Source organism: Lentzea sp. CC55 (genome assembly GCF_021056325.1).
Taxonomy (GTDB): Bacteria; Actinomycetota; Actinomycetes; order Mycobacteriales; family Pseudonocardiaceae; genus Lentzea; species Lentzea jiangxiensis.
Genome location: NZ_JAJCXE010000056.1, coordinates 97,442 through 120,180, shown reverse-complemented (window position 1 = coordinate 120,180; position 22,739 = coordinate 97,442). Strand labels below are relative to the sequence as shown.

Sequence of the window (22,739 nt, the reverse complement as noted above, 5' to 3'; positions counted from 1 at the left end):
GGCGGTACCGGTAGTCCGGGAACCCGGCCGGCGCCGCGGCGGCGGGGACGGCCGTGCCCGCGGCACCTGCCAGCAGGGCCGCGCTGCCCAGCAGAAGACGGCGACGGTTCACTGTCATGGGAACGCTCCTCGACCTGAAAGTCTGTTGTGGACTGACGATTGCCGGTGAACGGCGCGTCGCCAGCCGGTGAAATGACCGTACGCCCGCGACTTCGAGGCCACAGCCGACGCATACCACGCCGTGGGACGAGAACGTGATCAGTTCGAGGAACACCGCTAGCTTCGCCTCGGATGCTCCACCGCTCATCGGTCAGCCGCAGACCGAGGAGTTCTCACAGGCACCCGCACACCGGGATGCGTGTACTCGCAGATCGAGAGGATCGACCACATGACCGCGACCGCAGGTCCTCACGAGCACCCGCTCCTCACCTCGAGCCGTTGTCTGCAGACGATGCGCGGCCTGCTGCGGGAGGACCTGTTCGATCCGCGGCTGCGGGACGACCTGCCCCTGCGCGACTACATGGACCTGACCATCGACCGGATGAAGGCGATCTTCCGGGAAGGCTTGGTGCACAACGACATGTGGATGGGCCGGCCGGGCGAGCACGCGTTCCGGTCCATGTGCGACGTGATGGGCCTGACGGGAGCTTTCGACTTCGCGCTCACCTCGACCATCACCGACCACCTGATCGCCGGGAGCGCGCTGTTCAACCACGGCTCTCCCGAGCAGGTCGCCCGTCACCACGACGAGATCACGCAGATGCGGCAGGTCTACGCCTTCTGCTGCACGGAGATCGGGGGCGGCACCAACCTGCGGGAGATCCGCACGACGGTGGCCTGGGACCGTGCGGAGCAGTGCTTCACGCTCGACACCCCCACGGACGCCGCGTGCAAGTTCTGGATCGGGAACATCAAGCACGCCGCGACCGTCGGCATGGTCCTGGCCCGCCTCGTGATCGACGGCGAGGACGTCGGCCACCACTGGTTCCGCGTCCCGCTCCGCGACGAGGAGAACGGTCCTGTTCTGCCGGGCATCACGATCCTCTCCTGCGACCCCAAGGGAGGCATCCAGGCCAACCAGGTCGGAGGTGCCCGCTTCACCGGGGTCCGGCTCACCCGCGAGGCGTTGATGGGACGGTACTCGCGCATCGACGAGAACGGCCGTTTCTCCAGCACGCTGCCCGACGCAGGCACCCGTTTCGTGAAGTCGATCGAGACCTTCGTGCAGGAACGCATCTTCCCGCTCAGCGCCGGGGCGCGGGCCGCCGAGCTCGCGGCCCACCTCACCTGGCGGTTCGCCGGTCACCGCGAGACCCGCGGCGAGCCCCGGCGCAGGACACTCCTCGACGAGCCGCTGTTCCGCGACCGGCTGTACCAGGTGCAGCTGCGCTCCCTTGCGCTGCGATTGCTGGAACGCGCCGTCGTCAGGGGTGTCGAACGCGACTGGCACACCGATCCCGGTCGCAAGAACATGCACGTCCTCACCGCGACGGGGAAGTGCGGTTCCTGGCTGGCCCTGGAGGTCCTGGCCGCGTGCCGGGAGATGTGCGGCTCGCAGGGTTTCCACGGCCACAACCAGATCGTCACCCTGCGGACCGACTTCGAGGTCAACGTGACCTTCGCGGGCGACAACTCCGTGATGGCCTACCAGGTGGCGCGCAGCGCCCTGGGTTCCGACCGGTTCGCCTCCTGCCCGCCGGCAACGTTGCCCGAGCGGGTCGAGAAGGCGCTGACGGAGACGTGGCGCAGCCGCGAGAACGGATCGTTCACGCACGCCGAGGCCGTCGTGCTCGTCCACGCCCGCATGCTCGACCTCGTCCTGACCGAGCACGACGCCGAACCGCTGGTGCCGCAACAGGTCATGGACGACCTCGTGGCCGACTTCGCCACTCACCGGCTGCGCGAGCCGCACCTGCCCGTGTCGCCCGACAGGGAGAAGATCGACCTCCTGGCCGAGCTGCTCGCACCCCTGCCGGAGCTCGTCACCGCCCCCATGGTCGACGACCGCTACCTGACCGAGTTCACCTCCTCGGCGCGGGCCCTGGGCGTACACCTCCCGGCACAGGGCAGGTGAACCGCCGTGGCGATGCGCGTTCATGAGGAGACGCGCGCGGTGGGCGGTCTGCGGTTCCGCCTGCGACGCGCCGGAGAGGGTCCGCTGGTCCTCCTGCTGCACGGCTGGCCGCAGACCGGTCACGCCTGGCGCCACGTCCTTCCCGCTCTGGCGCGGGACCACGAGGTGGTCGCGCCGGACCTGCGCGGGTACGGGGCGTCCAGCCGGCCCCGAGACGGGTACGACAAGCGGACCATGGCGGCCGACATGAGCGGGCTCATGCGCGAGCTGGGACACGAGCAGGCCGTCGTGGTCGGTCACGACCGGGGAGCGCGCGTCGCCCACCGGTGGGGACTGGACCGGCCGCACGAGATCAGCCGCCTGGTGCTGCTCAGCGTCGTACCGACGCGGGAGATGTGGCGGCACATGGACGCACGCGTCGGGACCGCGTACTGGCACTGGCTGTTCCACCTCGTTCCCGACCTCCCCGAGTTCCTCACCGAGGGCAGGGGCGGGGAGTACGTGCGGTTCATGCTGGCGGCCGGGGCGTTCCGGCACGAGGCGTTCACCGAGGCGGACCTGCGGCACTACGCGGAGACCTACGCCCAGCCAGGGGCGCTTCGCGCGAGCTTCGACGACTACCGCGCCGCCCGCCACGAGGACCTCGAAGCCGACGACGCCGACGCGGAAGCGGGTCGGCGCCTGACGATGCCCGTGCAGCTGGCCTGGGGCGCCCGGGGACTCGTGGGCACGCTGCCCGTGCTCGACCTGTGGCGGGACTACGCCACCGGGGTCGAGGGGGCGCAGATCGACTCCTGCGGGCACTTCCCCGCCGAGGAGCAACCCGACGTCCTGGTTGCGCGGATCCGGGCGTTCCTCGCCGACGAACAAGCTGTGGAGGAAGAATGAGGGCGCTGGTCGTCACCGAGGAGCGCGGGCTGTGCCTCGTCGAGGTCCAGGACCGCGAGCCGGCACCCGGCTGGGTGCGGGTGGACGTGGCGTTCTGCGCCATCTGCGGTTCCGACCTGCACCTGCGGGCCATGCCGCACGTCGTCCCGGCCGGGGCCGTGCTCGGACACGAGATCTCGGGCCACGTCGCCGCACCGGGCGGGCAACGGCTGGCTGCGGGGCAGGCCGTGGTGGTCTGGCCGAAGGCGGGCTGCGGCGACTGCGACGACTGCCGGGCGGGCGACAACCACCTGTGCGCGGTGCAGCCCTGGCAGCGCAGCTCCCTCGGCCTGGGCACCCGCCCCGGAGGCTACGCCGAGAGCATCGTGGTCCCCGAGCACACGGTCTACCCGGTACCGGACGGTGTTCCGCTGGAACACGCCGCGCTGACGGAACCGCTGTCCTGCGCGGTCCACGCGGCCGACCGCTCCGGAGTGTCCGAAGAGGACACCGTCACGATCCTCGGCGGCGGCACGGTCGGCTTCCTGCTGGCACACGTGCTGCGGCGGCGGGGAGTCGAAGGCCTGCGGGTGGTGGAACCGAACGCCGTCCGGCGCGCACGCCTGGCGGCGACCGGGATCACCGCGGTGGACGTCGACGAACGAACCGAGGACGCGGACGTGGTGTTCGAGTGCGTGGGTTCGGTGACCGCGCTCGCGGAGTCGGCTCGGCGCGTGCGCACACGGGGAACGATCGTCGCACTCGGGGTGAACGAGCGGCCCACCGAACTGGACTCGGTCGCCCTCATCACCAAGGAGATCCGGATCGTGGGCAGCTTCGCCCAGAACAGGGGCGCGTTCGAGGCGGCCCTGCACCTTCTCGCGAACGACAGCGTCCCGGTCGAGCAGATCATCACCGACATCGTCCCGCTGGACGGCGGGCCGGTGACAGCGATGATGGACGCCCTCACCGGGCGGCCAGGAGACCACCAGGTGGTCATGATCGCTCCCGGCCGGTGATGTGCCTGACCTCCGTGCGCGAGGAACACGGTCCCGGTCAAGCCGATCTGGCCGACCACCTGCGTTCAGTTGCCGCCACGGGCGGCATTCTCGACTTGAGGACTGCTCGGCCGCACTCGACGCAAGTGGTGATCATGCGTGGCAGGTGCCCGGAACGGCGTGGTGCCCACGCACATCTCACGAGCTCGGCCACGCGAATTGCACGTTGGAGGAGGTCCGAGCGACGTGACCACTCCGCGGCCGAGTCGGGGCAGCGCGACCTCGCACGCCGGCGTCCTGGGCTCTCGTCCACGACGGCCGGGCGGCCGGACATGTCGTCGAAGCAGCACTCGTACCCATCTCGAACACGACCGGCTCACGTGAAGTCGCTGATCACCTCACCGTCGTGGCACCTTCCGGAAAGGAGCGACCCACCGGCACGACCTCGACAGCGAGCTTGGTGTAGCCGCGGGTGACCGCACGAGCCTGCCTCTCGGGCCTACCCGCCTCCGTGATGGCGTCCACGCGCGCCGCCAGTAGCCGGAACGCGATCTCGCTCGTCACGAGCGCCAGTTCGGCACCGGCGCACCGGTGCGCGCCCAGGCCGAACGACAGGACGTCCCGCACCGCGGGTTCCGGCGTGTCGAAGCGGTCCGCCACGAACACGTCCGGATCGGCGAACCTAGCGGGATCACGGCCGAGCGCACCGAAGCTCACCAGCACCACGCTGTCGCGGGGAAGCGGCACTCCGGCGAGCTCGGTGTCCTCCGCCGCGACCCTCACGCCGTACTGGATCGGAGGGTCGTACCTCAGCGTCTCCTGGACGAAGGACCGCAGCAACGCGTCGTCCTCCCTCAGACGCGGCAACAGGTCGTTGCGCGCCGCGAGGCGGCGTACACCGGTGCCCAGCAGCGATCCGGTGGTCACGGTGCCCGCGCCGAGCAGGAACACCAGGTTGCTCATCAGGTCGCCGGCGCTGAGCCGGCCGTGGCCCGCGAGCGTGCGGACGAGTGGGGTTTCCCCGCCGACCGTGGCGTCCAAGTGCTCCACGAGTCGCGTCGCCGCCTCGTCCGCCACCGCGAGCGCCTTGTCCGGCGGGTGCAGCTCGTTGCGTTCCAGGAAGCTGTTGACCCACCCTGCCAACATCTCCTCGTCGTGCCGCGGCAAGCCGAGCAACTCGCCCATGACCCCGTTGGGAATCGTCGTGAACGTTCGCGCTGCGTCCACCACCGCACGGGCAGCGCCGAACGGTGCCGTGCCGGCTTCGGCGTGCCGGGTGATCATCGGTCGCATCCGCGCCACCTCGTCGGGACCGAAGAAGCGCGCGAGCAGCCGCCGGGCCGGCTGGTTGTCGGGCGCGTTGCGGAAGAGCAGGCTGCGGTAGAGCAGATCGGTCGACGGGAACGTGTGCCACGCCGGCCACAGCCGGTCGGCGCAGTGGCGGTCGGGAACCGGGAACAGCCTGGGGTTCACCAGGACGTCCACGCATTCTTGGTAACCGGTGACGAGCAGGCGCTCACGGGTGATCGGCAGGACGGGCCAGCGCTCGACCAGGTGCCGGTAGTACGGGTAGGGGTCGACGCGTCCCGCAGGCGACAGCAGGCCCAGCAACAGGTCGTGCGGTCCCGTCACGTCACACCGTCCCGTCCGCTCAGCACGAGCCCGGTCAGCGTCACGAGCACAGTGCCGCCATCGGTGGTGGCCACGCCGTTGGCGACGCCTGCCTCATGGGCCACGTGCAGGTGGACGCTCTCCGCCTGGTCGGCCAGCGCGAGGTCGTTGTGACGGGTGTGCAGACGCACCTCCGTGATCGAGAGCGGTGTCGCGTACCGGTGCGGAACGCCGGTGGCACAGGCGGTCTGCAACAGCGCGTCTATCAGCAGCCACGGAAGCCGGTGCGAGGAGAAGAACTCGCGGGCGGTCAGCGACGGCTCCCACCGGGCCGAGGTGGTGTCGCCGACGAGGTGGCAGTCGCGGACCTGGTCGAACAGTCCTGACATGGACATCGTCGCGGGTGCGCGGCGGACGCTCGGCCGAGGTGGCTGGAGGCGGGTGGTCACGTCGTCGCCGAGCGGAACCGCCAGCTCGACGTGGGTGACGCGGCGGTCGCCGTTCCCGGCCTCGAGCTGCGACTGGACGGCGACGCGGACCACGCCGCCGTCCGGGCTCGAAGGCATGAACGACGCCGCGACGGTGTACTCGGCCAGCTGCGGGTCGACGGCGACCGGAGCGCCGAACCTGATGTCCTGGAACCTGTCCACGAGACCGTGCCCGGCGAGGTGGTCGGTGGCGTGCGCGGCCAGTTCCAGCACGAGGGCGCCCGGCACGAGCGCTCGCGACTGGCGGACGTGTCCCCGCAGGTGGTCGTGCCGGGAGAGGTCCAACGGCCAGACGGTGTCGTCCTGACGGGTGTGCGGTGGGCTGCTCAGGTAGGGAAGCCGGATGCCGTCGTCGACCAGGCCGGGGAAACGCGTCCTCACCAGCCGCCGCTCCGCCTCGCCCAGCAGGACCGGCGAAGGGTGCCGCCCGATGCGGTCCGGCGCGACCAGGCTCGCGAACAGCCGCTGCCCTTCCGCGTCACCGAGGAGGCCGAGCTGCCCGGTCTTCGCCGTGTAGTCGGTGAACCCGGTGCGCGGACCGATCCCGGACTCGCCCCACAGGCTCCACCCGATCGCGCACTCGGCGTGCGAGCCGCGGCCCTGCTCGTAGCGGGCGGCGGCGTTGAGCACGTCGTTGGCGGGTCCGTAGTCGATCTCACCGGGCAGGCCGAACGCTCCGGCGACGGAGCTGAAGGTGCACCACGCCGATGGCGCGGGGTCGCGGAAGGCCGCCTTGAGGTTGTGGTGACCCGCGATCTTGGTGTCGCGCACCCGGCGGAACGTCGCGAGGTCTTTGGACCGCAGACGACGGGCGCCGCCGATTCCCGCTCCGTTCACGAGGAGGTCGATGCGCGACGAGTCCGCCGCGACCGTCGCCGCCGCACGCCGGACAGCGGCCGGATCGGTGACGTCGCACCCGAGGTAGCGCACCCGGTCCGCGCCGATCCGCTCGCGCAGGGCCTCGATGGTCGTGAGCGATTCGCGCGCCTGGCGGGCCCGGTCGTAGGTCGCCCGCAGCGCTGCGATGTGGACGCCCGGGTCCTCGAGACGTTTCGCCCGCACGTAGTCGGCACCGCTGAGGTCACCGATCTCCGCGGACAGGGCAGTCATGGCCTCCGGTTCGGTGCTGCCGAGCAACCACAGCATCGATGGCGGAGGGCTCATGCCTTCGAGACATCGCGCGGTGATGCCCCGCGCACCTCCGGCAGCGACCACGACGGGACCCGCGGCACCCGAGTGTCCGACGGCCGCGGCGAGTTCGCCGAACGGGACGAGCCGTTCCTCCCACCGGCCCACCGGGGCCGACGCCGTGCGGTAGTAGGCGACGGGCAGGCCTTTGGCGCAGCCGGACTCCACGCGGAGCTGGGCCACCGCGGCGGAGAAGCCGGCATCGGTGACCAGGGCGTGCACGTGTGTCTCCGGCAGCTCCCACACGACGGACTTCGCCAGGCCGGTCAGCAGTGCGCAGTGCGGGTGCGGCGCTCCCCCGTCCAGGCGGTCCAGCACCAGGATCGCCACCGACGAGTCGTCGTGAGCGGAGCCGGCCAGCCTTTTCAACGCGACGAACACCGTCTCCTGAAGAGCGACCAGGCCCTGCCGGGGCGAGGCGGGCCACTCGGCGTCGCGCAGCGACGTGATCACGCGCAGGTGACCGCCGACCGGCCCCGCCGCGGCGAGGAGGCCTGTCACCGTTTCCTCGTCCGAGGTGGCCATCGTCTCCGGTACGAGCACGACCGTGACGTCGTTCCCGGCGGTGGCGCGTACCCGGTCCGCGATTTCCGCGTCGTCGGTGAGCACGAGCGCGCCGGGCGGCAGCGGCTCGCGCTCGGGGACCCGGGGCGTCGCGGGGCGTGCCACCAGCCTCAGCGCGTACGGCTGAACCACCCCTCCTGCCACGACGGCGGACGTCATGACGGCGGGAGCACGTGGACGGCGGGACCGGACTCGGCCGAGAACCACTGCGGGAACTCTCCCCGCACGACGCACCGCACGACGTCGAACACGCCGTCCGCGGCCCGGTAGCGACCGCTTTCGCGGCGCGACGGCTCCGGCGCCGGGCCGAGGTCGGTCCGGACTCGCGCGAGCACCTCCCAGCCACGGGCCGTGGCGATCTCCCGGCGGGTGAGCGCGACCGCGACCGCGCCTTCGGCGACGTCCTCCTCCCCGATGCCGAGCGAGCGTGCCGCGTCCTGCGGCGCGGAAGCGTTCCACGCCATGACCAAGGCGAGGTCGACGTCGCCGCGACGCAGGTAGCTCCCCGCTGTGTGCAGCGCGGCGAGCCCGGAGGTCTCACCGGTGTCGACCATCATCGTGGGACCGCGCAGGTTCCTCCGGTTGCTGACCCAGCCGAGAGCGGTGGACGACATGCGTCCGACCAGGCTGTACGGGCTGATGGGCGCGACTCGTCCGCGAAGCTCGGCCAGGTAGGCCGCGGCGGCCGCCTTCTCCTCGCCTTCCAGCGTTTCCACGAACCCGTCGCCCAGGCACAGCACGGTGGACTCGACGGCCGACGTGCTGAGGCCGTACTGGGCGCCGAACACGCCGGTGCGTTCCTCGACCCCCTCCCAGAGGGGCGCACCGCCGGCGAGCCTGCTCGCCAGCTCGGCGGTGAGCAGCTGGCTCATGTCCAGCGCGGCCGCGACCTTGGGCGTGATCAGCGTGTCCGGGAACGGCGGAAGCGGGTAGGGGGACTCGAAACGGGTGTCGTCGGCCGGCTCGTCACCTCGGGCCAGCCGGGCCGCGACCTCGTCGTCCGACGGCTTGCCCGGCAGCAACGCGCTCCACCGCACCAGCACCAGTTCGTCACCGAGGTCGGGCAGGGCGGACCTCACGCCGGCCACCTCTCCGCGCGGCGAGCGGAGCAGCTGGTACCCGTTGATGCCGCCGAGCCCGCAGGCGAACACCCCGACGTACGAGGAGTTTTCGTCCGGCAGCCGCGTCGGTGCCGAGGGCACCCGCAGGGACAACGAGCGGGCGTACTCCGGCAACTCCACGTGGTTCGGCTGCCGCGGCACCGTCGACCGGTGCAGGCCGGTCGCGGCCTGGATGAGCGAGACGACACCGCAGGCCATGCCGGTGTGACCGAGATACCCCTTGTTCCCCGTCACCCACGGTTCGCCGCCGGGGTGCGCGGCCGCGATCGACCGCAGCTCCGTCGCGTCACCCGCCAGGGTCGCCGTCCCGTGTCCGATCACCCACGAGACCTCGGCGCCGGTCACCCCGTTGACCGACCTCGCCCGGGTCATCGCGCGGGTCTGCCCCTCCTGGCTCGGCGCGAAGATGGCCTTGCTCTTGCCGTCCGAGGCGGCACCGAACCCGGCGAGCACGGCCAGCACGTCGTCACCGTCCCGCAGCGCGTCGCTCCACCGCTTGAGCACCACCACACCGGCGCCCTCGGAGAACACCGTGCCGTCCGCGTCCACGTCGAAGGCGCGCAGCTGCCCGGAGCGCGACAGCGTTCCCATTTCGGCGAAGTACACCTGCCGCAGTGGCCCGTGCGAGCTCACTCCCCCGCAGAACGCGACGTCCACCGCGCCGTCCAGCAGGTGCCGGACGCCGAGGTCCACCGAGTACAGGGCGGACGGGCAGATGTTGTTCGACACGAGCGTTCTCGTGTCCGGCGGGAGCAGTCCGCGGGCGGCACGCGCGACCTGGCTGTGCGGGAAGAACTCGGTGTGTCCACGGCCCACGCAGGCGTCCGACTCGGCGAACCCGCGCCGGATCGCCTCGTACCGCCGGGCACGCCCGTTCTCCGGCAACCGCGCGGCGACCTGTGCCGCGAGCGTGTCCGCGGCGAGCGCCAGGTCCATCTCGTAGCTCGTGTCGGTCGAGGCCGAGACGAACAGACCGGTGCGGCCGGCGGGGGCGGACGTGGTGGCGAGGCACTGCCGCAGCGCATGGCGCAGCCACCCCACCTGGAGGTCACCTGACCCGTCGGCCGTCAGGTCCGGCACCTCCCCGTACCTGAGGTCGTAGGGCAGACCGGTTTCGCTGTGCTTCAGCGTGGAGGCCAACCCGGTCCCGCTGAAGCGGCCGGAACGGCCGAACAGGATCGGGCCGTCCTGTGCCCGCCGCCACAACTCTTCGACGTTCTCGCACCCCGGCGTCACGACACCGGCCGCGACGAGGCAGACCCGGTCGGTGTGCACGGTTCAGGCCTGTCCCGCCGCGCCCGCGTCCCTGACCATCCCGGCGACCGAGCGGACGGTGATCGTCGCGGGCGACTCGGCACGGCCGAGGTCGACCGACCACCGCTCGGCCGCCTTCACCAGCACCAGGCGGTGCTGCAGGGAGTCGAGTCCGAACTCCGCCTCGAGGTCGACGTCCGGAGTCACCATCTCCTCCGGGATCTCCAGCGCGGCGGCGTAGTTCTCGCGCAGGTAGCCGATCATGTCGTCGTTCGAGTCGGTCATGGCGTGCTCCTCGTGACTGGTGAGGTGGGCGGTGATCTGACGGATCCCGGCTTCGGCCGAACGTTTCCTGAACGGCGCGAACACGCGCGCCCGGTCACCGAGCGCCGCGGTGACCAGCCGTGTCGACGTGTCCTTCAAACCGCATTCGACGAACTGGCCGACCCCGGCCGACCACAACCCGGCGACGGCGCCGTGGAAGTCCAGTGGCCGCACCATCTGGAGCGCGGCGAGCAGGACCAGATCGTCCTCCGGCTCGAGAGCCCTGGCGAGCACCGGGGACCAGACAGCGGTGCGCAGCGGCGCGGCCTGGATGCCTCGCACGGACTGGAGGTAGCGCTCGAACGCGGGCTTGAGAGCGGGGTGGTGCTGGGCGTACGGCCCCGCGCGCAACGGAGTCACGGTGACGCCTCGGGCGACGGCGAGGTCTCCGAGTCGCATCATCTGGTCAGCGGGACCGGACAGAACCACCTGTGCGGGGCTGTTCACCGCCGCGACCGAAACGCCTTCCGCCTGTTCGGCGAACGCCTTTCCCTCCTGTGGCGACACCATGAACGCCGCAGTCGCGGCATCGTCATCCGCGTGGGCCGCGAGCGCGACGGCGCGTTCGCACAGCAGGATCGCGCCGTCCTCGACGGCAAGACCGTCCGCGGCCACCAATGCAGTGATCTCGCCGAGGCTGTGCCCGAGCAGAACGTCCGGACGAACTTCGAACTCGTTCAAGAGGACCTGGTAGCAGGCCAGTTGCGCGTGGTAGGTCTGCAGTTCGAGCAACGGGCTCCACGAGGCGAGATCGGGTCCGGTCAAGACGGACGGCCAGCCGTAGTCCGAACTGACGGCGTCGATCCGCCTCGCGATCCCTGCTGCGATGCCGCGACCGACCGGGTAGTAGGCGAACGGATCGGCGAAAACGGCTCCCGCACCGGAGAAGCAGAAAGCTGTCCGCCAGCCTGCGGAGGTGGGCATCTTCCTCCTCGGGTCGGATACCGGACAGCCGGTAATCGGTCGTGCGCACCGGCATGGTAGGAACACGCTCACACCGCGGCCAAGGCACCGTCTCGTACGTTGGGACCACTGCGGACGGAACCCGCGGCTGTCATCACACTTCGCCTTCATTGGAGGCTGTGGCGGTGGCACGGCGCTTGGACACCGCGCAGGCGCCGTGAGCGTGCTCGCGTGTCCCGTGCATCAGGTCGTCGCGGGCTTTCCGCACCGACCCGGGGTCCCGGCCGGTGATGACGACCGCCGCTCCGGCGCGGCACATCTCCTCCGCGAAGACGCGACCGAACCCGCGGCTCCGCCCGTGGCCAGAACCCCCTGCCTCATCGCGTTCCTCCGGCACCGACGTCGTTCAACTGGTGCACCAGCGCCTTGCCCATGGCGGAACGCGGAATCCGGTCGACCGCGGTGATCGACCGGATCTTCTCGCAGGGCTCTCACCGCGCAGGCTCAGCCCCGCCGCGCAGGAGGTGTTCCGCAGGCTCGCTCTCATCCCAGGAGCCCACTTCAGCGAGGAACTCGCGGCCATCGTCGCGGGCGTCCCCTCGGAGGAGGTCCAGGCACCGCTGGACGAACTGATCGAGGCGTCGGTGCTCACCGTGACCGCGGCACGGATGCGGCTGCAGTTCCACGACCTCGTCTGGTTGTTCGCCCGGGAACGCCTGGCGGCGGAGGAACCGGAGAACGTCCGGGCACAGCTGCAGGACGCCCTCCTCACCCACGTGCTGCGGAAGACCACCGCCGCCGGGAAGCTGTTCCTCACCACGGTGACCGGCGTGTCTGAGGGCAGCCCGTTCGCGTCCCAGGCCGAGGCGGAGGCGTGGCTGGAGCAGGAGGCGACCAGCTGGCTCCCGGTGCTCCGCCGGGCGACGGAGGCCCGCCGGTACCGCGAGGTGGTCGACTGCACCTGGCCTTTGTACAACTACGCGCACGGGCGATACGCGGGGTACCACTGGACTGATGTGTTCGAACTCGGTGTGCACGCTGCGAGGGGGTTGGGAGACCGAACGGCGGAGGTCGACCTGCCCACCCAGTACGGGGCAGCCTTCCAATGGGGCGAAGGTCTTGCGCTCGCCTCCGGGATCAGCGTCAGGGCGTTGCGCGAGCTGGAACGCGCGGTGACGTTGTCGAAATGGGTCGAGCAGGACCGGATCGATCGCGGCGGGATCTCGAGGGCGTTCTCGCGCTCGGTCATGCGCAAGCGGCGGAAGTCCGGGAGACGGCGAGGTGGCCGAAGCGAACGGCCTAGCGCTGCTTCCGCTGCTCTCGGGCAGTTCCGTTCTCGGCGAAGCCGTGAGCAACGGCCTCATCAGGCGGCCGGACACCGATCAAGACGCCCGCACCCGCAACGCCCTGCTCATCGGACACAGCCGCGTCCCGTGGACTTCGCCACCAATCCCACGAATTCGGCCGCATCACCGAAGACGCTCTCGGCATCACACATTTCAAACATGGCCAGCTCACTGAACTGATTGAGCTCACCTCAATGCTGATCCAATCGGGTCGAAGACGAGGAAACCCGGTCGCTGCGAGCGACAAATCCGCCTGAATCCGGCGTCGTTGGTCCACTCAGGTGAACATGTCCACACGATCCAGAATTTCTTGACCCTCAATGGATGGCCTCCTAGTGTTCGAAGCATGCGAGTGTCGGGGGGCGCGCGAAGCGTGAGCGCGGTAATTCACATTTTCGACCTCTGTGAACGGGCTGGTTGTCCGTCCCAGGTCATTCCGAGCTGATCTCGGCGCGCGGCCGGGCGGACGAAATTCCGCCGCGGCGACGACCGCGGCGCGCGGTCTGTTCGTGCGACGTCGTGGAGCGCTCGTCGTACGTGGCCGTGCGCGTCCGTGCGGCGCCCGAGTCCCGAGCACGCCCACTCGTCAGTGGACCTTGTGCAGGTGGACCCCTGCAGCCACATGTAGACGCGTGCAGAACACGCACGCCATCTGGAGGAGCAATGACAGCGGTACATCCGGACGCACCGTGCTGGTCGCGGCGGCCTGCGGAGGCCAGTTCGCTGGAGCGCTACTTCCCCCGCCGAGGTGAGGCCGACGTCGAACTGCCGCTGCCGGAGCGGCACGACCCGGTGGTGGTGGCCTCGCTGATCGGCGCGGACGCGATGGCGCGCGGGCGCAGCGTGATGTGCGTGACCAGCGACGACCAGGTGGACCACGTCCTGGAGCGGCTCGCCGTGCTGCCCGGTCCCGAGGCGGTGGACCTGCACCGGGGTGACAACCCGCTGCGGGACCTGGTGGCCCACCACACCGGGCAGGCGCTGGGGGTGTCCGGTTTCTCCAGCTACTTCGGCCCCAACCCGGGGATCGACCCGGCGGACGTGGTCGTGCTGGACGCGGACCGCATGAACGACACCGTGATCGGCGCACTGTTCGCGGTCCGGGTGGACCGCCGCACGCACCCCTCCGTCCACCGGCGGCTGCGCGAGCTCATCGGCGACGTGCACGCCCCGCAGGTGCTCGAACCCGCGCGCTGGAAAACGCTTGCCGCACGCGTCTGCGCGATGCTCACCCCGGTGTTCTGCGGCGAGGACACGCGGTTCGCCTGGCTGCGGTTGCAGCCGTTCCTCCCCGAGTGCCGCGTCGTGGTGGGCGTGGACGACATCGTGATCAGCCCTCCCGGCAAGCTGCTGCACGCGCTGCCCGGCTACCGGCACGCCAGACAGCGTGTGCACCTGCGCGTGGTGCCCACCCCGGCGGCCGAAGCGGGCGGCGAACCGGACGTGTCCGGTCTGTCTCCCAGCATCAGGTACGCGGTCGACTACCTGCGCACCTGCTTCACCGACCCGGACCTCACGCTGAACCGGGTGGCCAGCGTGGCCTACATGAGCCGCTACCACTTCTCCCGCAGCTTCCACGAGCAGACCGGGCACCGCTTCATCGACTTCGTCACCTCGCTGCGGATGGACGAGGCGCGGCTGCTGCTGCGCGAGTCGTCGACCTCCATCACCGAGGTCGCCCGCGCCGTCGGCTACCGCGAGCTGAGCCACTTCCAGCGCATGTTCAAAAAGCGCTTCGGCATGTCCGCCTCCGCCTACCGCACCGCCGCCGGGAACTAGACGGGCGGCTCCCCACCGGGAGCCGCCCCCGGGCCACCTCAGTCGCAGCACTGCTCCCGAGCCCACTCCGGGCGGTGCCAGTAGTGCTCCGGCCGCACCGCGGCCGAGGCGAACGGCGGGGCCGTGGTCACCGCGCCACCCGGCGCGGCCGCGGTCGCCGCGCCGGCGAAGGGTGCCAGCAGGCCGGGCACCGTGTGCCGCACCCCGCCCACGAACACCTCGCGCACGGCGGCCGCCGCGCGGATGTCGGTCAGCGGGTCGCCCTCGACGGCGATCAGGTCGGCGAGGTGCCCCGGCGCCACCGCACCGAGCGTGCCGGCGTAGCCGAGGGCCTTCGCGGCGTTGCCGGTGGCGGTGATCAGCGCCTCTCTCGGGGTGAACCCGTACTTGACCAGGGCCCGCAGGTTCTGGTGCGCGCTGATGCCGATGTCGTCCAGCGGCGCGTCCGTGCCCGAGACCACCAGACCGCCCGCCCTGTGCACGCGCAGCAGCGCGTCGGCCATGCCCGCGGTGATCCGCTGGTACAGCGGGGCGTACGGGCCCGCCGCGCCGTCGGCCTTGGCGACGAGCCGGGCGTACTCCCAGTCGGGGTACAGCGTCCTGGTCCGCTCGTCGAGCACCAGCGAACGGTCCTCGGCGAGCAGTTCGGAGGCGAAGATCATCGTGGTGGAGACCCACATCCCGCTCGCGACGAGCACCGCGACGGCTTCCTCCGACAACCGGTACCCGTTGTGGCTGAGCGTGCGGGAGTAGCCGAGGCGGTGCCCGCCACCGGGGTGCTCCATGCCGTCCAGGCCGCTGTGCGCCGCCGGGTAGAGGTAGTGCGAGGCGACCGGGATGCCCTCGGCGTGCGCCCGCTGCACGGCTTGGCGTTCGAACGGCACGGGCAGCCGCATGTAGAGCTTGACCATGTCGTAGTCCAGGGCGGCGGCGCGGTCTAGTTCCCGGTCCAGCGCCTTCGCGGACATCACGGTGCGCACGAAGTTGTACGAGGCGCGCGTGCCGTCGAGGGCCTCGCCCGAGCCGAGGTAGCGGGGACCGACGCGGGTGCCCGCCTCCACCGCCTCCCGGTTCTCCACCATCTGGTAGGCGGGGTCGCCGGGAGACCGGCTGGTGGTGACGCCGTAGGACAGCCACAACCTGCCCTGCCGGTCACCCCACTGCCGCCCGCGCATGTGCCAGTGGTTGTGCGTGTCGATCAGGCCGGGCAGCACCGTCAGCCCGGACAGGTCGACCACCTGGGCGCCGCTCGTGCCCTGGCTGCCCGTGGGGACGATCGCCGCCACCCGGTCGCAGTCGAGCACGATGTCGACATCGCGCCGCAGCGCGCTCGCGGTGCCGTCCCACACCGCCCCGGCGCGCAGCACCACCTTGCCCTGCGCCCTGGCGGGCTGGTACCGCAGATCGGCCCGCAGGGTGCGGGTGGTGCCGCCGCGGGTGAGCCGCAGGGCGCCGTTGTTCAGGTGCAGCAGCGTGCGGCCGTCCGAGGTCGCCGCGACGGAGTCGGTCACCTCGTCGGTCAACCGCACCGGCGCTCCGGTGATGGTGCCCGCCGCGTCGGCGGGCACTCGCCAGGCGAGGCTCTCGGCCACGAGGACGAACCCGTCCCGCGTCCACACCGGACCGTCGTCGCCGCGGGTGGAGATCGAGCGCTCCGGGGCGATGGCCTGGTAGCGCAGCACTCCGGTGGACAGGTCGACGGTGAGGATCTGGTTGTGGCCGGTCGCGGTGCGCCGGGAGTAGGGCACCAGGGCGGCCACCGCGAGCTTGCCGCCGTCAGGCGACCAGGCGGGCCTGCCCGGCTGGTAGAGGGCGGGCAGCACCTGGCGCGTGGTCCGGGCCGCGAGGTCGAGCACCCAGGTCGCGCCGGACTCGTCCTGGTAGGCGACCTTGGTGCCGTCCGGGGAGATCCGGGGCAGGAACTGGCCGTTCGGCGCGTCGGTGAGCCGCTCGGACCGGCCGGAGCCCAGGTCGAGCCGCCACAGGTTGATCGTTCCGGCGCGATCGCTCGCGTAGACGAGCGATCGGCCGTCCGGTGCGAAGTCCGGGTCGGTGGCGACGTAACCGTCGTCGACGACCTTGCGGGCGGTGCCGCCGACCGGCAGCAACCACAGGGCGTTGAGCGCCCTGAAGGCGACCTGCGTGCCGTCGGCGGACAGCACCGGGCCGACGATTCCCTTGGCCTGCCTGGCTTCGGTGGCCCGCAGGTCGCGCGGGGCGCGCCGGTACGGGGCGGCGGCCAAGGCCAGCTCGGCGGTGAACGGGACGTCGACGGCGGCGCCGTCCAGCGCGCGCCTGCGCACCTTCCCGCTCGCGCTGTAGAGGAACTCGCGGGCCGACACCCACGCCACCGGCAGCGGGGCGAGGTCTTCGCCGGTGACCACGGTCCGATCGCCGACGACCAGGTCGGTGGCGGCGCCGTCGATGCGGACGTAGGTGAGGCCGGCACCGTCCGGGGTGAAGCCGGGCGCGGCGAGGACCACCTCACCCGCGACCGGCCGGGTGCGCGCACCGGAGGCCAGGTCCAGCACCTCGATGGCGGTGTCGCCGACGAGGTAGGCGAGCTTGGTGCCGTCCGGCGACCACGCGGGACTGGTGTGCACCTCGTCGGTCTCCGTGACGGCGGTCAGCGTGCCAGAGGCGGTGTTCAGCACGTAGATCCGGCTGACGTGGTCGCGGTCGGAGGAGAAGGCGACCTTGGTGCCGTCCGGGCTGAAACGGGGCTCGGTGTCGTACCCGGGCCCGGAGGTCAGCCGGGTCAGCGCGCCGTCGCCGACGTTGACCGTCCAGGCGTCGAAGGCACCGTCGCGGAAGGACTGGAACAGGATCCTGCGGCCGTCGGGGGCGAACTGCGGGCGCGAGGCGTCGTGCTCCAGCGGCGTGACCAGCCTGGCCGCGCCGCCCGCCACGGGCAGCACCCAGATGCCGCCCGAGACGTCGATCGCGAGCGTGCGCCCGTCCGGGGAGACCGCGACACCGAGGTTGGCGCTGTCCGAGACGGTCACCACGCGGCTACTCGAGCCGCCGTCCGGCCGCGCCGACGCCGGGACCGGCCCGGTCGCCAGCCACAGCGCGCTCGCGGCCGCTCCGCCCAGGCGCAGCGCTCCGCGTCGAGAGATCTCCATGTGCGTCCTACGCCTTCCGCGCCGTGGTGTACCTGGGCAGGTCGTTGTGGTCGGTGTGGTCGGCGATGTCCTCGAACACACCGAGGTCGTCGAGCAGGGACATCACCGCCGGGGCCTGCTCGTCGTCGTGTTCGATGGCCACGCCGCCACCGGGGCGCAGCAACCGCGCCGCCGCCGAGGTGACCGCGCGGATGACGACGAGGCCGTCGTGCCCGGAGAACATCGCCGGGTGCGGCTGGTGCTGCTGCCACTCCGGTGGGAGGACCCGGCCGTCGACCACGAACGGCGGGTTGGCCAGCAGCAGGTCCACCCCGCTGTCGAGCTCGGCGAACAGGTCGGGAGCGGTGACATCACCCTCGTGCAGCGTGATCGGGGTGTCCCCGGCCTCGGCTCTGGTTGCCGCGTTGCGCCTGGCCCAGACCAGCGCCTCCGGGGACAGCTCGACCGCGTGCACCCTGGCGTCCGGGCGTGCGTGCGCCACGGCGAGCGCGATGGCCCCCGATCCCGAGCACAGGTCGACCACCACGGGGTCGGCCACCTGCCGGATCGCCGCCAGCCCCCACGCCAGCAGCGGCTCGGTGTGCCTGCGCGGGACGAAGACGCCGGGTCCCACCTCGACCTCGATGCCGCCGAGCCGCGCGCGGCCGGTGAGGTACTCCAGCGGTACCCGCCCCACCCGCCTCGCCACCAGGTCCCGCACCCGTTCGGCGGTGGTGGCGTCGAGCCGCGTGTCGCCGAGCAGCTCCCCGGCCGGACGACCGAGCGCGTGCGCGGCGAGGGCCTCGGCGTCCGCGCGCGGGGCCGAGACATCCGCGTCGGCCAGCGCCTTCTCGGCGTCGTCGAGCAGCTCTGCCAGTGTCGGCGACTCGGTCATGCGTATCGGGTCCCTTCCAGGATCTTCGCCGCGGTCTCCAGGTCGGCGCGCTCGTGCAGGGCCGAGAGCGCGAAGCGGACGAGACCGGTGCCCTTGGCGACGGTGGGGAAGAAGGCGGGCAGGATCAGCACGCCCGCGTCCTTGAGCGCGGCCGTGGTGGCGAACGCCTGCTCCTCGGTGGCGAAGTGCGCCCCGCGCACCGGCGACCGCAGTCCGGCGTTGACCAGCCGGCCCCCGGTCAGCTCGTCGAAGTCGGCCGCGTTGTGCCACAGCCGCTCCTGCAGCCGCGCGACTTCGCCGTCGACGTGCAGCCGTGCGGCGGCCACGTTCGCGGCGAGCAGCGGGAGCATGATCGAGTGGCCGAACACCAGCGGGTTGGCGAACTTGCGCAGCACGCGCACGTCGGCCTCGCCCGGCACGAGGGCGAACCCGCCGGAACCACCGAACGCCTTGGACAGCGAGCCCGCGATCACGACGTTGTCCGGCAGCCGGTCGCCGAAGGTGTCGAAGGCGTACCCGGCGCCCAGCGGGCCCGCGATGGAGATGCCGTGCGCGTCGTCGACGTAGAGGTGCCCGCCGTACGGCCGCAGCGCCTCCAGCACGCCGGCCACGTCGATCAGCCCGCCCATGGAGCCGACGCCGTCGACCAGCGCGATCGGGGTGCGGCCGGTGGCCGCGACCTCCCGCAGCGCGGTCTCCATCGAGCCGGGCTCCTCCAGGTCGAACCGGCGGGCGGGTCCGATCTGGCCGAGCAGTCCGCGCAGGATCTGCATGGACGAGTGCGCGGTCTTCTCCACCAGGAACGCCGCGCCCGCGGGAGCGATCGGGTAGCTCGGCAGCGCGCCGCTGCCCAGCAGCGGCAGCACCCCGAGGTGCACGGTGCCCACCGAGGTGAACGCGACCGCCCGGTTGCCCCGGTAGACCTGCCCGAGCAGGTCCTCCAGCTCGGGCAGGTAGTGCGGCCGCATCCGGTTGCGGGAGGAGGAGAAGTGCACGCCGAACCGGTGCAGCGCGTCCTCGGCGGCCCCGATCAGCGCCGGGTGCTCCTCCAGGCCGAGGTAGGAGCAGGAGACGAACTCCAGCGCCTCCCCGCCCTCGGCGAGCCACACCCGCTTGCCGCGGCGGGCGGTGATGGTGTGCCCGGTCAGGCCCTGCTCGAAGGCTCGGTCCAGGGCGTCCGAGGTCCGGCTGATCCTCGACTCGACCCAGTTCGCGGTCTGGGTCGCCGATTGCTGGGTCATGCTTCCTCGCTTGGCGGTAGATCCCCGCTGGGGGGTGGATCGGAAGAGCTGGGCGCAGTGGTCGGCGTGCGGGGACAGCTCCGGGCCGAAGTAGTCGCGAAGCCGGGCGAGCGCGGCCCCGAAACCCGCCTCGTCGCCCCGGTCGACGAGATCGGCCACCTGGCGCAGGCCGTCGGCCAGCGCTGATCGGGTGGCCCGCCCGCGCGGGTTGGCGGACTGGACGTCCCAGTAGACCTCCGGTGTGCCCGCCGCGATCCTGGCCAGCAGTGCCAGCAGGGTGCGGTGCGGCGGCGTGGCCAGCGGCGCCACCTCGCCGACCCCCTCGGTGAGCTCGGCGAGCGCGAGGCCGAAGCCCAGCACGGCGGCGTGGGTGAGCACCTGGGTGGCGCCCGCGAGCCGGTCGTGGTCGGCGGCGGACAGCCGCACCACGTGGGCACCCCACTCTCCCACCAGCGCCAGCAGCTCGGTGGCCTTCGGTCCGTCGTGGACCACGACGGCGGCGACCGACTCACCCGCGAACCCCAGTGACGGGGCGAACATCGGGTTCAGGCTCACCGCCTCCACCTCGCGCAACCCGGCCAGCACCGGTGCGACCGCGCTCTTGACCGACAGCGTGTCGGCGACCAGCGCGCCGGGCCGCACGTGCTCGGCCAGCACCGGCAGCGCGGCGAGCGCGACCCGTTCCGGCACTGCGAGCAGCACCAGGTCGGCCGCGCCGATCTCGGTGCGCAGGGCGGCGTCCGGGGCTGTGGCGTCACCGCTGCCGGTCGCCGGGTCGGCGACCACCACCTCGGCCCCCGCTTCCCGCAACGCCCGCGCGAACAGTCCGCCCACCGCGCCCGAGCCGCCGAGCACGACGCAGCGGCGCAGCGACCGGACGCCGCTCACAGCGCGCCGCCGACGGCGGGCCGCAGCGCCGTCTCCGCCACGGCGGTCAGCACGGCGCGGGACTTCACAACGGTCTCCTCGAACTCCGCGACGGGGTCCGACATGGCCACCACCGCGCCGCCGACCCCGAAGCTCAGCCGCTCGCCGTCCACGACCAGCGTGCGGATCACGATGCTCAGGTCGGCGGCGCCGGAGAGGGAGAACCAGCCGATCGCACCCGAGTACACCCCGCGCGGCCCTTGTTCGAGCCGGTCGATGATCTCCATCGTGCGCACCTTCGGCGCGCCGGTCATGGAACCGCCGGGGAACGCGGCGCGCACGCAGCTCACCGCCGTCTCCCCCGCCCTCAGCGTGCCCCGGATGGTGGAGACGAGCTGGTGCACGGGGGCATAGGTCTCCACGTCGAAGAGCACGGGCACGTGCACCGAGCCGATCTCGCACACCCGGTTCAGGTCGTTGCGCACCAGGTCGACGATCATCAGGTTCTCCGCGCGGTCCTTCTCGTGCGCGGACAGGTCGAGCCGCAGCAGCTCGTCGTCCTGCGGTGTCGCGCCGCGCGGGCGGGTGCCCTTGATCGGCTTGGACTCCGCGACGCCCGCCGCGTCGATGGACAGGAACCGCTCCGGGGACGCGCTGAGCACCGCCAGGTCACCGAAGTCGAGGAAGGCGCCGTAGGGCACCGGGCTGATCCGCCGCAGCGCCTCGTAGGTGCGCCGCGGGTCGATCCGCTCGTCGACCTCGACCGCGTTGGTCAGGCAGATCTCGTACGACTCGCCGTGCCGGATCTCCTGCAGGCAGGTCGCCACGCGGTCGAGGTAGGCGGCCCTGTCGTGCCTGGGCCGCACGGTGTCCAGCCGCACCATGTCGGTGCCCGCCTCGGCGTCGAGCGCCTCCACCACCGAGTTCCCGCCACCGGCCGCCGGCAGCGCGCACAGGCGCGTCGCTGTCTCGTCGAGCCAGGTCAGGGCGGCGGCCTCGGTCTCGGCGGTGGCGAGCGCGAGCAGGTACGAGCGGTGGTCGGCGTGGTCGATCGCGAGCATCCGGTCGGCGAACAGCAGGGCCGCGTCCGGGGTCGGCGACCGGTGCGCGGCGGAGCCGGAGGTCTCCGCCTTCAGCTCGTAGCCGAGGTAGCCGACGTACCCGAGGTCGAACTCGAACGGCAGACCGGGCGGTGTCGGCACGGCCCGGCGCTTGACCTGCTCGTCCAGGTAGCCGAAGAAGTCCTGGCCGACGTGCTGCTCGCTGCCGTCGGCCCGGCGCACCCGCACGGTCCGCTCGTCGACCCGGTAGGTCAGCGTCTCCGCGTGCGGGCCGCGGTCGTCGCCGAGGAAGGAGAACCGGGACTGGCCGGGCCGGACGTCGCTGGTGTCCAGCCAGAAGCTGTGCTCCGCACCCGCGAAGAGCTCGCGGTGCGCCGCGGCGGCATCGGGCTCGCGGTCGATCTCCCGCATGTGCACGCGCCACGCGGCGCGCTCCGGCGCCACCGCCGGCGCCGGGCCGGCCGAGCCCCACGACAGCGCCAGGTCGCGGAAGTTGGCGAGCAGCTGCCTGCCGTACTCGCTGCTGATCGACTCGGGGTGGAACTGCACGCCCCACAGCGGCTCGCTGCGGTGCCGCAGTCCCATCAGGATGCCGTCCTCGGTCCACGCCAACGCCTCCAGCTCGTCGGAGAGCCGGGTGACGGTCAGCGAGTGGTAGCGCACCACGGAGATCGGCGACGGCAGACCGGCGAACACGTCGGTGCCGGTGTGGTAGACCAGCGAGCTGCGGCCGTGCATCGGCTCGGGAGCCAGGTCGACGGTGCCGCCCAGCAGGTGCGCGATGCCCTGGTGGCCGAGGCAGACGCCGAGCACCGGCAGGCCGGACTCCTTGATGGCCTGCGCGCTGATGCCGACGTCGCGGCCCCGGTCGGGCCGCCCCGGCCCCGGGGAGACCACCACCGCGTCGAAGTCGTCGGCCACCCCGGCGGGCATCGCCTCGTCGTTGCGCACCACCACCGGCGCCCGGCCGGTCACCTCGCCCAGCAACTGGTGCAGGTTGTAGGTGAACGAGTCGTAGTTGTCGATCAGCAGCGTCCGCATCGCGGCCCGTCCT

13 protein-coding genes are annotated in these 22,739 nt (G+C 71.8%); 5 read left to right on the top strand and 8 right to left on the bottom strand.

The features are described from left to right. Nucleotides 1-388: 388 nt before the first annotated feature. The 3 genes from L6E10_RS35475 to L6E10_RS35465 are packed head-to-tail and all read left to right on the top strand — an operon-like array spanning nt 389 to nt 3,960. Entirely contained in the window at nt 389-2,074 is a 1,686-nt protein-coding gene (locus L6E10_RS35475; RefSeq protein ID WP_236224538.1) for an acyl-CoA dehydrogenase family protein, read from the top strand. A gap of 12 nt (nt 2,075-2,086) precedes the next feature. Further along, the gene (locus L6E10_RS35470; protein ID WP_236225066.1) at nt 2,087-2,962 is read left to right on the top strand and encodes an alpha/beta fold hydrolase; all 876 of its coding nucleotides are present in this window, start codon (nt 2,087-2,089) and stop codon (nt 2,960-2,962) included. Further along, complete coding sequence (locus L6E10_RS35465) at nt 2,959-3,960, top strand: zinc-binding dehydrogenase (RefSeq protein ID WP_236224537.1); 1,002 nt, start codon at nt 2,959-2,961, stop codon at nt 3,958-3,960. The genes L6E10_RS35470 and L6E10_RS35465 overlap by 4 nt, the downstream gene beginning before the upstream one ends. A gap of 372 nt (nt 3,961-4,332) precedes the next feature. On the opposite strand, the gene L6E10_RS41050 is transcribed toward L6E10_RS35465, so the two are convergent. From L6E10_RS41050 to L6E10_RS35445, 4 genes are read right to left on the bottom strand one after another with little or no spacing between them, the layout of a single operon-like run. Then, the gene (locus L6E10_RS41050) at nt 4,333-5,571 is read right to left on the bottom strand and encodes a cytochrome P450 (RefSeq protein WP_236224536.1); all 1,239 of its coding nucleotides are present in this window, start codon (nt 5,569-5,571) and stop codon (nt 4,333-4,335) included. Continuing rightward, entirely contained in the window at nt 5,568-7,949 is a 2,382-nt protein-coding gene (locus L6E10_RS35455) for an SDR family NAD(P)-dependent oxidoreductase (RefSeq protein ID WP_236224535.1), read from the bottom strand. The genes L6E10_RS41050 and L6E10_RS35455 overlap by 4 nt, the downstream gene beginning before the upstream one ends. Next, a complete protein-coding gene (locus tag L6E10_RS35450) occupies nt 7,946-10,186 on the bottom strand; it encodes a beta-ketoacyl synthase N-terminal-like domain-containing protein (RefSeq protein WP_236224534.1) in 2,241 nt (746 codons plus the stop codon). Before L6E10_RS35450 ends, L6E10_RS35455 begins: the two co-directional genes overlap by 4 nt. Before the next feature lie 3 nt (nt 10,187-10,189). Then, on the bottom strand, nt 10,190-11,413 hold the full coding sequence (locus L6E10_RS35445) for an acyltransferase domain-containing protein (protein WP_236224533.1): 1,224 nt from the start codon (nt 11,411-11,413) through the stop codon (nt 10,190-10,192). A gap of 503 nt (nt 11,414-11,916) precedes the next feature. Between L6E10_RS35445 and L6E10_RS35440 the strand changes: the two genes are divergently transcribed. Both L6E10_RS35440 and L6E10_RS35435 read left to right on the top strand, forming a co-directional pair. Continuing rightward, entirely contained in the window at nt 11,917-12,918 is a 1,002-nt protein-coding gene (locus L6E10_RS35440; protein ID WP_236224532.1) for a hypothetical protein, read from the top strand. A 483-nt stretch (nt 12,919-13,401) separates the two neighbouring features. Beyond that, complete coding sequence (locus L6E10_RS35435) at nt 13,402-14,517, top strand: helix-turn-helix transcriptional regulator (RefSeq protein ID WP_236224531.1); 1,116 nt, start codon at nt 13,402-13,404, stop codon at nt 14,515-14,517. 38 nt (nt 14,518-14,555) lie between these two features. Here L6E10_RS35435 and L6E10_RS35430 read toward each other — a convergent pair whose 3' ends face one another. From L6E10_RS35430 to pabB, 4 genes are read right to left on the bottom strand one after another with little or no spacing between them, the layout of a single operon-like run. Beyond that, nucleotides 14,556-17,642, bottom strand: coding sequence for an amidohydrolase family protein (locus L6E10_RS35430; RefSeq protein ID WP_236224530.1), 3,087 nt, complete (start codon nt 17,640-17,642; stop codon nt 14,556-14,558). A gap of 7 nt (nt 17,643-17,649) precedes the next feature. After that, complete coding sequence (locus L6E10_RS35425) at nt 17,650-18,516, bottom strand: HemK/PrmC family methyltransferase (protein ID WP_236224529.1); 867 nt, start codon at nt 18,514-18,516, stop codon at nt 17,650-17,652. Further along, complete coding sequence (locus L6E10_RS35420; RefSeq protein ID WP_236224528.1) at nt 18,513-20,645, bottom strand: aminotransferase class I/II-fold pyridoxal phosphate-dependent enzyme; 2,133 nt, start codon at nt 20,643-20,645, stop codon at nt 18,513-18,515. The genes L6E10_RS35425 and L6E10_RS35420 overlap by 4 nt, the downstream gene beginning before the upstream one ends. After that, a complete protein-coding gene (pabB, locus tag L6E10_RS35415) occupies nt 20,642-22,726 on the bottom strand; it encodes an aminodeoxychorismate synthase component I (protein WP_236224527.1) in 2,085 nt (694 codons plus the stop codon). Before pabB ends, L6E10_RS35420 begins: the two co-directional genes overlap by 4 nt. Nucleotides 22,727-22,739 lie beyond the last annotated feature (13 nt).

Excerpts from the sequence above, each read along its gene's own strand:
- L6E10_RS35475 (WP_236224538.1), top strand. The coding sequence starts at position 389 with ATGACCGCGACCGCAGGTCCTCACGAGCACCCGCTCCTCACCTCGAGC.
- L6E10_RS35465 (WP_236224537.1), top strand. The coding sequence starts at position 2,959 with ATGAGGGCGCTGGTCGTCACCGAGGAGCGCGGGCTGTGCCTCGTCGAG.
- pabB (WP_236224527.1), bottom strand. The coding sequence starts at position 22,726 with ATGCGGACGCTGCTGATCGACAACTACGACTCGTTCACCTACAACCTG.
- L6E10_RS35430 (WP_236224530.1), bottom strand. The coding sequence starts at position 17,642 with ATGGAGATCTCTCGACGCGGAGCGCTGCGCCTGGGCGGAGCGGCCGCG.
- L6E10_RS35435 (WP_236224531.1), top strand. The coding sequence starts at position 13,402 with ATGACAGCGGTACATCCGGACGCACCGTGCTGGTCGCGGCGGCCTGCG.
- L6E10_RS35455 (WP_236224535.1), bottom strand. The coding sequence starts at position 7,949 with ATGACGTCCGCCGTCGTGGCAGGAGGGGTGGTTCAGCCGTACGCGCTG.
- L6E10_RS35425 (WP_236224529.1), bottom strand. The coding sequence starts at position 18,516 with ATGACCGAGTCGCCGACACTGGCAGAGCTGCTCGACGACGCCGAGAAG.
- L6E10_RS35470 (WP_236225066.1), top strand. The coding sequence starts at position 2,087 with ATGCGCGTTCATGAGGAGACGCGCGCGGTGGGCGGTCTGCGGTTCCGC.
- L6E10_RS35445 (WP_236224533.1), bottom strand. The coding sequence starts at position 11,413 with ATGCCCACCTCCGCAGGCTGGCGGACAGCTTTCTGCTTCTCCGGTGCG.